The 11079-nt window shown below is 56.2% G+C and carries 13 protein-coding genes; 9 read left to right on the forward strand and 4 right to left on the reverse strand.

Annotated features, from left to right (window positions below; all coding sequences use genetic code 11):
- Nucleotides 1-9: 9 nt before the first annotated feature.
- Nucleotides 10-1191 (forward strand): cytochrome P450, encoded by a 1182-nt coding sequence (locus AC2FF7_RS21650; RefSeq protein WP_496906318.1) that lies wholly within the window; start codon nucleotides 10-12, stop codon nucleotides 1189-1191.
- Nucleotides 1192-1195: 4 nt separating this feature from the next.
- Here AC2FF7_RS21650 and AC2FF7_RS21655 read toward each other — a convergent pair whose 3' ends face one another.
- A complete protein-coding gene (locus tag AC2FF7_RS21655; RefSeq protein ID WP_170354013.1) occupies nucleotides 1196-1675 on the reverse strand; it encodes an Lrp/AsnC family transcriptional regulator in 480 nt (159 codons plus the stop codon).
- A gap of 141 nt (nucleotides 1676-1816) precedes the next feature.
- Here AC2FF7_RS21655 and cobA point away from each other — a divergent pair, with 141 nt between their 5' ends.
- The 7 genes from cobA to infC all read left to right on the forward strand — a co-directional run bounded on the left by cobA (nucleotide 1817) and on the right by infC (nucleotide 7439).
- Nucleotides 1817-2593 (forward strand): uroporphyrinogen-III C-methyltransferase, encoded by a 777-nt coding sequence (cobA, locus tag AC2FF7_RS21660; protein ID WP_480865401.1) that lies wholly within the window; start codon nucleotides 1817-1819, stop codon nucleotides 2591-2593.
- Nucleotides 2593-2907: a DUF2849 domain-containing protein gene (locus AC2FF7_RS21665; protein ID WP_170354009.1), complete on the forward strand. Its 315-nt coding sequence runs from the start codon at nucleotides 2593-2595 to the stop codon at nucleotides 2905-2907. The genes cobA and AC2FF7_RS21665 overlap by 1 nt, the downstream gene beginning before the upstream one ends.
- Nucleotides 2908-2972: 65 nt before the next feature.
- Nucleotides 2973-4637, forward strand: a complete 1665-nt coding sequence (locus AC2FF7_RS21670; protein ID WP_496906315.1) for a nitrite/sulfite reductase — start codon at nucleotides 2973-2975, stop codon at nucleotides 4635-4637.
- Nucleotides 4627-5388 carry a phosphoadenylyl-sulfate reductase gene (locus AC2FF7_RS21675; RefSeq protein WP_480865397.1) on the forward strand — a complete coding sequence of 254 codons (762 nt, stop codon included), beginning with the start codon at nucleotides 4627-4629 and terminating at the stop codon, nucleotides 5386-5388. The genes AC2FF7_RS21670 and AC2FF7_RS21675 overlap by 11 nt, the downstream gene beginning before the upstream one ends.
- Nucleotides 5385-5792 carry a DUF934 domain-containing protein gene (locus tag AC2FF7_RS21680; RefSeq protein ID WP_480865395.1) on the forward strand — a complete coding sequence of 136 codons (408 nt, stop codon included), beginning with the start codon at nucleotides 5385-5387 and terminating at the stop codon, nucleotides 5790-5792. Before AC2FF7_RS21675 ends, AC2FF7_RS21680 begins: the two co-directional genes overlap by 4 nt.
- A 105-nt stretch (nucleotides 5793-5897) precedes the next feature.
- Nucleotides 5898-6731 (forward strand): ferredoxin--NADP reductase, encoded by an 834-nt coding sequence (locus AC2FF7_RS21685; RefSeq protein WP_170354002.1) that lies wholly within the window; start codon nucleotides 5898-5900, stop codon nucleotides 6729-6731.
- A gap of 246 nt (nucleotides 6732-6977) precedes the next feature.
- Complete coding sequence (gene infC / locus AC2FF7_RS21690) at nucleotides 6978-7439, forward strand: translation initiation factor IF-3 (protein WP_331251806.1); 462 nt, start codon at nucleotides 6978-6980, stop codon at nucleotides 7437-7439.
- 35 nt (nucleotides 7440-7474) lie between these two features.
- Here the strand turns inward: infC and AC2FF7_RS21695 are convergent, their stop codons facing one another.
- From AC2FF7_RS21695 to AC2FF7_RS21705, 3 genes are all read right to left on the reverse strand, one after another.
- Nucleotides 7475-7876 carry a hypothetical protein gene (locus AC2FF7_RS21695; protein WP_496906316.1) on the reverse strand — a complete coding sequence of 134 codons (402 nt, stop codon included), beginning with the start codon at nucleotides 7874-7876 and terminating at the stop codon, nucleotides 7475-7477.
- 71 nt (nucleotides 7877-7947) lie between these two features.
- Nucleotides 7948-9264, reverse strand: a complete 1317-nt coding sequence (locus AC2FF7_RS21700) for an aspartate aminotransferase family protein (protein WP_480865393.1) — start codon at nucleotides 9262-9264, stop codon at nucleotides 7948-7950.
- Nucleotides 9261-10019: a beta-keto acid cleavage family enzyme gene (locus AC2FF7_RS21705; RefSeq protein WP_480865391.1), complete on the reverse strand. Its 759-nt coding sequence runs from the start codon at nucleotides 10017-10019 to the stop codon at nucleotides 9261-9263. Before AC2FF7_RS21705 ends, AC2FF7_RS21700 begins: the two co-directional genes overlap by 4 nt.
- An 89-nt stretch (nucleotides 10020-10108) precedes the next feature.
- On the opposite strand from AC2FF7_RS21705, the gene AC2FF7_RS21710 reads away from it, so the two are divergent.
- Nucleotides 10109-11008, forward strand: a complete 900-nt coding sequence (locus AC2FF7_RS21710) for a MurR/RpiR family transcriptional regulator (protein WP_480865389.1) — start codon at nucleotides 10109-10111, stop codon at nucleotides 11006-11008.
- The last annotated feature ends 71 nt before the right edge of the window (nucleotides 11009-11079 follow it).

Genomic DNA, 11079 nt, shown 5'->3' on the forward strand with positions numbered 1-11079 from the left:
CTGCGCGGCATGAAGAAAATCTCGCAGTCGCCGGTTGATCCCGTATTCGTTCAGGACCCCTATCCTTTTTATGACCATGCGCGCAGGTTCGGAGACCTGTTTTTCTGGGAAGACTACAACAAGGTTGCCGCAGTATCGCACAGAGCCGTTCAGACATTACTGAAAGATCGACGATTTGGGCGCGAGAAGCCAACCGAATTGCAAACCCCCGGCCCCGATCATCTGGCAGCTTGGCAGGCGATCGAGGATCATTCTCTTCTCGAACTGGAACCTCCGCGCCACACGCGATTGCGTAGTCTGGTCATAAGGGCCTTTACGTCCCGCTCTATTGCCGCGATGACCCCAGACATCGAACAACTGTGCCGCGACCTTATCCACGAATTTCCCGACGAACCGTTCGATCTGCTGCAGACATATTGCACGCAGGTGCCGGTGATCACCATTTGCCGGTTGCTGGGCGTACCCGAGCATATGGCCCCTGACCTTCTGCAATGGTCCCACGATATGGTCGCGATGTACCAGGCAAACCGAACCCGCCAGACCGAAGACCGGGCAGTGCAGGCATCAGCGCAGTTCACTGAGTTCCTAAGCAATTATATCGACCTGCGCCGCGTCGAGCCGGGTCCAGATCTGATCACAAAGCTGATCGCAGCCGAGGAAGACGGCGAAAAGCTATCGCGGGACGAATTGATTGCGACTTGTGTGCTTTTGTTGAATGCCGGACATGAGGCGACGGTCCATGCGTTGGGAAATGGCGTGAAGACACTGCTTCAGACCGAAACAAGGCCAGACGTATTGGATGAGAACCGGATTGACGGCACCGTTGAGGAGATCCTCAGATATGACCCGCCCTTACACATGTTCACACGCTACGCCTATGAGCAGGTTGATCTTTTCGGCCACAGCTTCAAACGCGGCGATGAGGTCGCCTTGTTGCTTGGCGCTGCAAACCGCGACCCTTCCGTTTGGGCCGATCCAAATCAGTTCTTACCCAGCCGAGACGTCGTAACAAATACCAGCTTTGGCGCAGGGCTGCATTTCTGCGTCGGCGCGCCACTGGCGCGCCTCGAGATTCGCATCGCCCTCAAAACCCTATTTGATCATTGCCCGTCCCTGCGCCTAGAGGGCGATCCGGACTATTCCAACACGTACCACTTTCACGGGTTGACCCGCCTCATGGTCACGACCTGAAGGATTATTCTGCGACCAGAGCGTTCAGCGGCAGCATTGTGGTCGATTTGATCTCTTCCATGGACAGCAGTGCGGTCACATTGTGAACCCGCACTTCCGAGATCAGCGTTTGGTAGAATTCGTCGTAAGCCCGCGCATTTTTGACCCGAACCTTGAGGATGTAGTCAATGTCACCCGCCAAACGATGCGCCTCTTGCACCTCGGGACGGTCGCGAAGGGCCTTAAGGAATTTGCGCTGCCAGTCTGCTTCGTGTTCGGACGTGCGTATAAGAACGAAGAACGTCGCTTCAAAACCCAGTGCCTCGGCATCCAGCAAGACGGTCTGTTGACCGATCACACCGGCCCCCTTCAGCTTGCGGATTCGGTTCCAGACCGGGGTCTTCGAACTGCCAACACGCGCGGCAATTTCGTCCAGTGATTGGCTGGCATCGCGCTGCAGCTCAACCAGAATTTTCCGATCTGTGTCGTCAATTCGCACCGACATCCCAATTTTTCCTTTGTTTCGAAACCCACGTTCTCCAACGCGCCGTCGAAAGAACATTTGTTCTTATTTATGCACCCATATGGCGCAATACCGGGAATATTTCCTATATTGCAGGTCAAGTCAAACGAACCGGAACCAAACATGCAGAACGCGCATTCACATAACGGAGCAGGACATGTCGACTTTGTCGGCGCGGGTCCGGGCGATCCTGAATTGCTGACGCTCAAGGCGTTGCGCGCGTTTGAATGCGCGGATGTGGTTTTGCATGATCGTTTGATAAGTGCCGAAGTTTTGGAATTGGCCGGCAAGACTGCTGTTCTGGTTGATGTCGGCAAAGCCGGGTTCGGTCCCTCGTGGAAGCAGCAGGATATCGACGCACTATTGGTGGAACATGCGCTGAACGGACAGCGCGTCGTCCGGTTGAAATCCGGTGATCCTACCGTGTTTGGGCGTCTGGACGAAGAGATCGAGGCCGTTGAAGCCTCGGGCATCTCGTGGGCCATCATCCCCGGTATTACTGCGGCGTCCGCAGCTATTGCTGGGATCGGTCAAAGCCTGACCCGACGTGGCCGAAATTCCTCGGTCCGGTTCTTGACGGGGCACGACATGAAGGGTTTTGCCGATCACGACTGGGCTGCTTTGGCGCGCCCAGGTTCCGTCGCAGCAATTTATATGGGTAAGAAGTCAGCCCGTTTCATCCAAGGCCGACTGATCATGCACAGTGCGGATCGAGAAACCCCCGTTACGTTGATCGAAAACGCATCGCGTTCCGACCAACGCGTTATGGCCACCAATTTGGATCGCCTACCCGCTGATCTGACCGCCGCCGAAATGGACGGCCCTACCCTCACATTCATTGGCCTTGAACCGCGCCAAGCGGCCCAGGCCCTGACCGAATTCAATAAGGAGCACGCCTGATGGCCCGCGCTTTTACCCCCAAAATCGTCACCGCAAATGACTTGCTGGAAGGCGACGTGATCTACCTGACTGAAGATGACCGCTGGTCGCGTGATCTGGCCGAAGCCGAACTGATCACCGACGAAGCCCACGCACAGGTCCGTCTGCTGGACGCCGCACGTCAGGCCAACAAGATTGTTGGAGCCTATCTGGCCGATGCCGTGGCTGGTGAAAACGGGCCCGAACCCACCCATTTCCGCGAGGACTTCCGCCGTACTGGCCCGTCCAACTATGCCCATGGCAAGCAGGAAACAGCAACGCAGCCCCGGGCCTGAGCTCAGGCCCTCTCTCTCCCCTTTCAAGGCCCCAGGTTCGGGGCTGCAACTAAGGACAGCTAATCATGTATCGCTACTCCGAGTTCGACACAGCATTTTTGGCAGAACGTAACAAGCAGTTCCGCACACAGGTTGAGCGTCGCATCGACGGCTCGCTGACCGAGGATGAATTCAAACCCCTGCGCCTGATGAACGGCCTGTATCTGCAGTTGCACGCGTACATGCTGCGCGTCGCGATTCCCTATGGCACGCTGTCCAGCGCACAGATGCGCCAACTGGCCCTACTGGCCGAGAAGTGGGACAAGGGCTATGGCCATTTCACCACCCGCCAGAACATCCAGTATAACTGGCCCAAGCTGAACGACGTTCCCGATATGCTGGACGCGCTGGCCGAGGTCGGCATGCACGCCATCCAGACCTCGGGCAACACCATCCGCAACGTGACTGCGGACCATTTCGCCGGTGCCGCCGCGGATGAGATCGCCGATCCCCGCCCCTATGCCGAGCTGCTGCGCCAGTGGTCCACTGATCACCCGGAATTCCAGTTCATGCCGCGTAAGTTTAAGATCGCCATCACCGGCAGCGAAAACGACCGCGCCGTGATCAAGGCACACGATATCGGCCTGCAACTGGTCGAGCGTGACGGCGTTCTGGGTGCCCGCGTGATCGTAGGTGGTGGTCTGGGCCGCACTCCGATGATCGGCAAGGAATTGTCGGATTTCGTCGCCTTTGACGATCTGCTGGCCTATCTTGAAGCGACTGTGTCCGTCTGGAACCAGATCGGCCGCCGCGACAACAAATACAAAGCGCGCATCAAGATCACCGTCCACGAAAACGGCATCAACACCATCCGCGCCAAGGTCAACGAGCGCTTCCTGCAGGTTCGCCCGCAGTTCAAAGGTGCCGATATGGCATTGTTGGAAGAGATCAAAGGCCACTTTGCAGCGCCTGATTTCCGTCAGGGCTCGGTCGCGTCGTTTGAAAGCGCCTATACCAACGATCCGGTCTTCCGTTCGTGGGTCGACACCAACATCGCGCCGCACAAGAACGCGGATCATGCGATCGTTACGATCTCGATCAAGAAACACGGCGCGACGCCGGGTGATGCGACCGCTGAGCAAATGCGCGTGATGGCTGATCTGGCCGAAGCCTTCGCCTATGATGAGCTGCGCATCAGCCACGAGCAGAACGTGATCCTGCCGCATGTCCACAAATCGGACCTGCCCGCGATCCACGCCAAGCTGAAGGAATACGAGCTGGCGACCGCCAATATCGGCCTGATCAGCGACATCATCGCCTGCCCGGGCATGGACTACTGCGCATTGGCCACCGCACGCTCAATCCCCGTTGCGCAGGAAATTGCGACCCGCTTTGACGATCTGAAGCTCGAGCATGATATCGGCCACCTGAAGATCAAGATCTCGGGCTGCATCAACGCTTGTGGGCATCACCACGTGGGCCACATCGGCATTCTGGGTCTGGATCGCGCAGGCGTCGAGAACTACCAGATCACTCTGGGCGGCGACGGCACCGAAACAGCGGCCATCGGCGATCGGACCGGCCCCGGCTTTGCCTATGATGAGATCGTTCCCGCGGTCGAGCGGATCGTGAACACCTATCTGGAACAGCGTGACAGCCCCGAAGAAGAGTTCCTGCAGACCTATCGTCGTGTCGGCATGGCTCCGTTCAAGGCGGCTCTGTACCCCGAGGCTCAGGCGAATGCCGCTTGATCTGATCCAGACGGAGCTGGGTAAAGACCGCAGCGAACTGACCGAACAGGTCGAGGCGCTGAACGCCCGGTTCCGGCACCACAGCGCGCATGACGTGATGCATGGTGCCATTGAACAGATTGAAGACCTTGCCCTAGTGTCCAGCTTCGGGGCCGAGTCAGTTGTGTTGCTGCATATGGCGGCTGTGGTCGACAAGATGACCCCGGTGCTGTTTGTGGACACGCAGATGCTGTTCACCGAAACGCTGGAATACCAACAGGAGGTCAGCGAACGTCTGGGGCTGAAAAACGTCCACATCATCCGCGCCGAAGATGAGGATGTGCAGCGCGATGACCCTTACGGCGCGCTGCGTCTGCGGGATACGGATGCATGCTGCAACTTGCGCAAAACCTTCCCGCTGCAAAAAGCCCTGACGGGCTATTGCGGCTGGATCACAGGGCGCAAGCGGTTCCAGTCCGGCACACGCGCCGCGCTTGACTTCTTTGAGGTCGAGGACGGCACCGGTCGGATCAAGGTTAACCCGCTGGCCCATTGGGCGCCCGAGGACGTGCGCGCCTATATGGAAGAAAACAACCTGCCCCGGCATCCGCTGGTGGCCAAAGGATACCCTTCGATCGGCTGTGCGCCCTGCACCTCACCGGTCAAAGAAGGCGAAGACCCCCGCGCCGGACGCTGGCGCGACCAGAACAAGGAAGAATGCGGCATCCATTTTGTCGATGGCAAAATGGTGCGCGCCGGAGAGACAACATGAACGTAATCGTAACTGATGAGGGCTTTGCCCCCGACGACTGGACCGATGGGTTTGTCACGCTGGAAGACGCCGCCAACGACGTGGTTGCGCTGGATGTGGCTTCGGACACCGACCCGGATGAACTGTATGACCGCCTCGGCAGCGCCAAAATGGTTCGCGTGGACTTTCCGTCCTCGGCCGATGGGCGCGGGTTTACCATCGCGCGCATTCTGCGCTTGAAAGGCTATACCGGGCGTTTGCGCGCGCGCGGCCATGTCTTGGCCGATCAGTTTGCGATGGCCCGTCGCAGCGGCTTTGACGAAGTCGAGATCGACCAGGCCCTTGCGCAACGTCAGCCCGAAGATCAGTGGTTGGCCCGCGCCAACTGGCAGGACAACAATTATCAATCCCGCCTGCGCGGATAACTGAACTTTACGTCAGTCAGTGCGACGTTGGGGCAACTGCCCCTTTTCCTGACGTGGATCAAAGATTAAACGGAGATGTCGGTTTACCCAACCGGCAGTGAAACGATGACAGAGATGAAGCCCGTGACCGAAGCAACCGCCGTAAAGGCCCCCGTTCTGCCGGACGCGCAGACCGTAACCGACGTCAAACATTGGACCGACAGCCTATTTTCCTTCAAGGTGTCGCGCCCTGCCTCGCTGCGTTTCCGCTCGGGCGAGTTTGTGATGATCGGCTTGCTGGGCGACAATGGGAAACCTTTGCTGCGCGCATATTCCATTGCATCGCCGTCCTGGGACGAAGAGCTGGAGTTCTATTCGATCAAGGTGCAAGACGGCCCTTTGACTTCGAAGCTGCAGCACATCAAGCCCGGCGACCAGATCATCCTGCGACCCAAGCCCGTTGGTACGCTGGTCCATGACGCTCTGCTTCCGGGCAAACGTCTGTGGTTCTTTGCCACCGGCACCGGCTTTGCCCCCTTCGCCTCGCTGTTGCGCGAGCCGCAGACCTATGAGGATTACGATGAGGTCATCATCACCCATACCTGCCGCGAAGTGGCCGAGCTGGAATATGGTCGCCAACTGATCGAAAACATCCGTCAGGACGAGATGCTGGCCGAGTTGATGGGCGAAGGTTTCGCCGACAAGATCCGGTATTACCCGACCACCACTCGGGAAGAGAGCCCCAAGATGGGCCGCATCACCGACCTGCTGAAAGACGGCACTGTCTTTGCTGATCTGGGTATCGAAGGCGGCATTAAGCCGGAAACCGATCGCGGCATGGTCTGCGGGTCGCTAGCTTTCAATCTGGATATCAAGGAGATTCTGGAGGAGTTCGGCCTGCGCGAAGGCGCCAATTCCGAGCCCAAGGAATTCGTGATCGAAAAAGCCTTTGTAGGCTAAACTGACTGCGCCGGGCACAGGAATGACTGTGGTCGGCGCATAAAGCTGCTGTGATACCTAAGAAATTCGGCCTTTTCGGCGCGGATCACGCTTGAATCAGCGCGCCGGGCGGTCTAAATTTCGGGCTCGAATTTCTGCAATCATCAAAGGAATGAACCCATAGCTCGCAGACCTCACAACGCGCCGCCTCAGAGAGATACCGGCCCGCGCGTCAATGAAAAAATCCGTGCCCCCGAAATCCGCCTGATTGGCGCTGACGGCGATAACGTCGGGGTGGTTCATCCCGCCAAAGCCATGCAACTTGCCGCAGATGCGGGCCTTGACCTGGTCGAGATTTCGCCCAATGCGAACCCGCCGGTCTGCAAGATCATGGATTTTGGCAAGTTTAAGTACGAGACGCAAAAACGCGAAGCCGAGGCGCGCAAAAAACAAAAAGTCATCGAGGTGAAAGAGGTCAAATTCCGCCCCAACACCGATACGCATGACTATGACGTCAAAATGAAGAACGTTTTCAAGTTTTTGGAAAAAGGCGACAAAGTCAAAGTCACTCTGCGGTTCCGTGGCCGTGAGATGGCGCACCAGAACCTTGGGCGCGAATTGTTGGAACGTGTCGCCGAGGACATCAAGGAACTGGGCAAGGTCGAAAACATGCCCAAGATGGAAGGTCGTCAGATGATCATGATGATCGGGCCGCTTCCTCAGAAGTAATCAGGACCGCGTAAACCCTGAAGAAGCCTCCTTTTTTAAAGGGGGCTTTTGTTTTGCGATCTGGCTTTTACCCAGTGGAATGAATCGTGCAGGTCAAAGCCAAGCGATATCGTATCAATGATAAGAAGCAACGTCAGGAAACCGGCGTATTCAGGCGAAAGCGCCGAATCTGCGGACAACACCATCGCGATGACAATCACCAAAGGCCCCCAGCACAACAGGTGCGGCAAAGCCATCGCCTTGCTCATCCCTCGGGCGGCTAGCATGATCGGAATATTCAGGGCAATACCGGTTACTGCCAAAACGGCGATTAACTCACCGTGTGGTTGATCCATAAAAGCCAAAGGTGCAAGGTTAACCGGGATTAAAACTACGAGAACCCAAATCTGAACCCATGTTGGAAGACTTCGAAAACTCACCCAAATATCGTTAACCATTACACTCGCCCCAATAAAAAATTTGACTAATACTTTATTGAGTTAAAAAGAAAAGTCAGTTCACAAGGGTGTTATAGCACGGTCGAAATCGCTTTGCCCAGCTTCCAGGTTAATTCTTCGATTTGTGTGTCTTCAATGACAAATGGCGGCGCCAGAAGAATGTGGTCCCCCACACGTCCATCGCGAGTACCAGCCATAGGGTAGCAGATCAGACCTTCGGCAAATGCGGCCTGTTTGATCTTTCCAGCCAGTCCATTCGCCGGGTCAAATGGACGCTTGCTGCCCTGATCAGCGACCAGCTCGATCCCCCGGAACAAGCCTCGACCTCGAATATCCCCGACATTGGGATGCTGACCAAAAGCGTCTTCTAGTGAACGCTGGAGCTTTTGACCCATCGCCCCGGCTCGGGCGGGCAAATTGCGTGAGGTTAGCTCCTGGAGAACGGCCAAAGCTGCCGCCGTTGCGACGGGGTGGCCAACATAGGTATGGCCGTGCTGAAAGAACCCCGTCCCGTCACGGATCGCGCTGTAAATCCCATCTGTACAAAGCATCGCGCCTATCGGTTGATAGCCAGCCCCTAGGCCTTTCGCGATACACAATATGTCAGGCACAACTCCGTCGTGATCGCAAGCGAACAAGTGACCCGTGCGCCCCATTCCGCACATCACTTCGTCCAAGATCAAAAGCACACCGTATTTGTCGCAGATTTCACGGATTCGCCTGAAATAGCCGTCAACAGCTGGGACAGCACCCAGAGTTGCCCCGACAACGGGTTCAGCCATAAAGGCCATAACGCTGTCCGGACCCAGGCGCAAAATTTCATCTTCCAACTCGTTGGCGACGCGTTGGCCGTAGTCAAAGCTGCTCTCTCCGTCAGTTTTTTCAGCATATTCGTAACATGGTGCGATATGCGTCATCTCTATCAGCATGGGCGCAAACTGCGCCCTACGCCAGGCGTTGCCGCCAGCAGACAGCGCGCCCAACGTATTCCCGTGGTAACTTTGACGCCGCGCAATTACATGCCGTCGATCCGGCTGACCAACCTCAAGGAAATACTGTCGGGCCAACTTGATCGCAGCTTCCGTCGCTTCGGATCCTCCGGATACAAAGTAGACGCGGTCCAGACTTCCCGGCGCATTTTGTATCAACATCTCGGCCAATGCTTCCGCCGGCTCCGAGGTCATGAACCCCGTATGAGCAAAAGCAATTTTCTCAACCTGATCCTGAACGGCCTTGATGACCGACTGGTTTGAATGCCCCAGGCACGACACGGCTGCATCTCCGCAATCCAGGTATCGACGTCCCTGACTATCGATCAAATACGCCCCGTCACCCGCGACAGCGACCGGCAGTTTCGACTTCGTGTGTCTCGGAAATATGTTGCTCATAACGAACCTTTCTTAAGTGATGTAACCAAAGTCGACACGGACGCCGCATTGTCCGCCCAAACCGTTCCGTCTGGCCTGTACAAACTGTTTTCAAACCCGACCCGTACGTCTCCCCCGCGCGAGGCCGCCAGACGCAAACAAGCGTGTTCCTGTTTACCGAATGCGCAGACCATCCAGGGCGACACTCCCAAGGGAAACCGATCCAAATCTTCGAGCGCGGATTCTTGCCCCTGCATATACCGTCCCAGTACCAGAAGTCGGTCTGTCTGAGCCGATTTCACTGTTCCATTGGCCCGCCAATAGGACAGCAGAGCCGCATCTTCAGCATCATAAAGGATATGCTGCACGTGCGCTTCCATATCCGCACACACTGCGTACACTTTTGCAGCCAATTCTGGTGATCGAGCGATTTCGCGCACCGAGATTGAGACCCATTCAGGTTGAACCTTGGTAAGACAGTCCAATTGCTCGGCAACATCGTAAATACCGGCGGCCTCGGTCGTGATCTGGATATCCATGCCGGGAACGGCGCGCCGCAACTCGCTTATCGCTTCGAGATATCGCCCCGGATCCAACGAATGCACTCCTTGTTCGTCACGCACATGCAGATGGAGACCGTGTGCTCCGGCAGAAAAACATGCCTTTGCCGTCGACACTATATCGTCGATCCAAACAGGAAGTTCTGCGTGGTCTTGCGACGTGCGACGCGCGCCATTTGGCGCGACCAAAACGTAAGGACGGGGTGTGCGCTTCATCGATGCGGCCTTGATTGCTTGGGCTCACTCTAGTTGTGTGCGAACACGTTTTTAATTTACAATTTTCATAACTAATGTTTTTTTACACTATGCCAGATACACCGACCCAAATTACGCACAAGCTGCGAGACGACATCTCATCAATGCCACCGGGCCTTCAGGCGGCGGCTAAGTATATTATCGATCACCCCGGCGACTTCGCGTTGGACTCTATTAGGGTTACGGCCAGTAATATCGGTGTCAGCCCGAACGTCTTGGTTCGGTTGGCTCAGCGCATGGGGTATGATGGCTTTGAAGCGTTCCGCACACCCTTCCGCAAAACTCTGGTCACCGACCAAGAATCCCAGCTGGGCCAAGAGTGGCTGGACACCACAGAGTCCGGAAGTGAACTGGATCGGGCACAAGCGAAGTTCGCGCACAATTCATTGAATGTCGTGACCCGCTCTCTGAGACTTATGCAGCCTGCGAAGGTTTCAAAAACCATTCACTACATCACCGAATCAAACAGATGTTTTGTGACAGCAACTCGGGCAAGCCATGCCTTAGCCTACTATTTTTCATACGCGGGTCGCATGGCGCATCCTGGCATACAGCTTGCTCCGCGACATTCGGGGTCCGTCATCGATGACCTGTTGGACTCGAATGATCGGGACTGCCTGATCGCCATCACGTTTCATCCCTATTCCGCCGAAACAATCGCCGCGATGCGCTTTGCAACACAAAGGGGGTTGAAAGTCATTTTGATTTCCGAAAGCGACGTGATCGCCCCAGGCATCGAACCTGACGTTGTTTTTCAGGTCAGCACCCGATCTCAGCATCATTTTTCCAACTTCGCGGGTGCTACGGCGGTTCTGGATTGCCTTTTGGGACATCTATTTGAAACCTGTGGCGAAGATGCGCGCAAAAGAGTCGAGCGCTACCAAAAAGCGCGCGAAGATACCGGCGCGTATTGGCAACCGTCCAAACTCCCGCGACTTCGTCGATCCTAAAGTCAGCCCTGTTTTTTGCTTCAGGGCTGACGTTTGATTTAGCTACAGGCTTGGACGGCGCGTTTGGTCAT

This window comes from Ruegeria sp. YTSC325, assembly GCF_059609525.1.

Coding starts and splice junctions, on each gene's coding strand:
- AC2FF7_RS21650 (WP_496906318.1), top strand. CDS start 10: ATGAAGAAAATCTCGCAGTCGCCGGTTGATCCCGTATTCGTTCAGGAC.
- AC2FF7_RS21655 (WP_170354013.1), bottom strand. CDS start 1,675: ATGTCGGTGCGAATTGACGACACAGATCGGAAAATTCTGGTTGAGCTG.
- cobA (WP_480865401.1), top strand. CDS start 1,817: ATGCAGAACGCGCATTCACATAACGGAGCAGGACATGTCGACTTTGTC.
- AC2FF7_RS21665 (WP_170354009.1), top strand. CDS start 2,593: ATGGCCCGCGCTTTTACCCCCAAAATCGTCACCGCAAATGACTTGCTG.
- AC2FF7_RS21670 (WP_496906315.1), top strand. CDS start 2,973: ATGTATCGCTACTCCGAGTTCGACACAGCATTTTTGGCAGAACGTAAC.
- AC2FF7_RS21675 (WP_480865397.1), top strand. CDS start 4,627: ATGCCGCTTGATCTGATCCAGACGGAGCTGGGTAAAGACCGCAGCGAA.
- AC2FF7_RS21680 (WP_480865395.1), top strand. CDS start 5,385: ATGAACGTAATCGTAACTGATGAGGGCTTTGCCCCCGACGACTGGACC.
- AC2FF7_RS21685 (WP_170354002.1), top strand. CDS start 5,898: ATGACAGAGATGAAGCCCGTGACCGAAGCAACCGCCGTAAAGGCCCCC.
- AC2FF7_RS21695 (WP_496906316.1), bottom strand. CDS start 7,876: ATGGTTAACGATATTTGGGTGAGTTTTCGAAGTCTTCCAACATGGGTT.
- AC2FF7_RS21700 (WP_480865393.1), bottom strand. CDS start 9,264: ATGAGCAACATATTTCCGAGACACACGAAGTCGAAACTGCCGGTCGCT.
- AC2FF7_RS21705 (WP_480865391.1), bottom strand. CDS start 10,019: ATGAAGCGCACACCCCGTCCTTACGTTTTGGTCGCGCCAAATGGCGCG.
- AC2FF7_RS21710 (WP_480865389.1), top strand. CDS start 10,109: ATGCCAGATACACCGACCCAAATTACGCACAAGCTGCGAGACGACATC.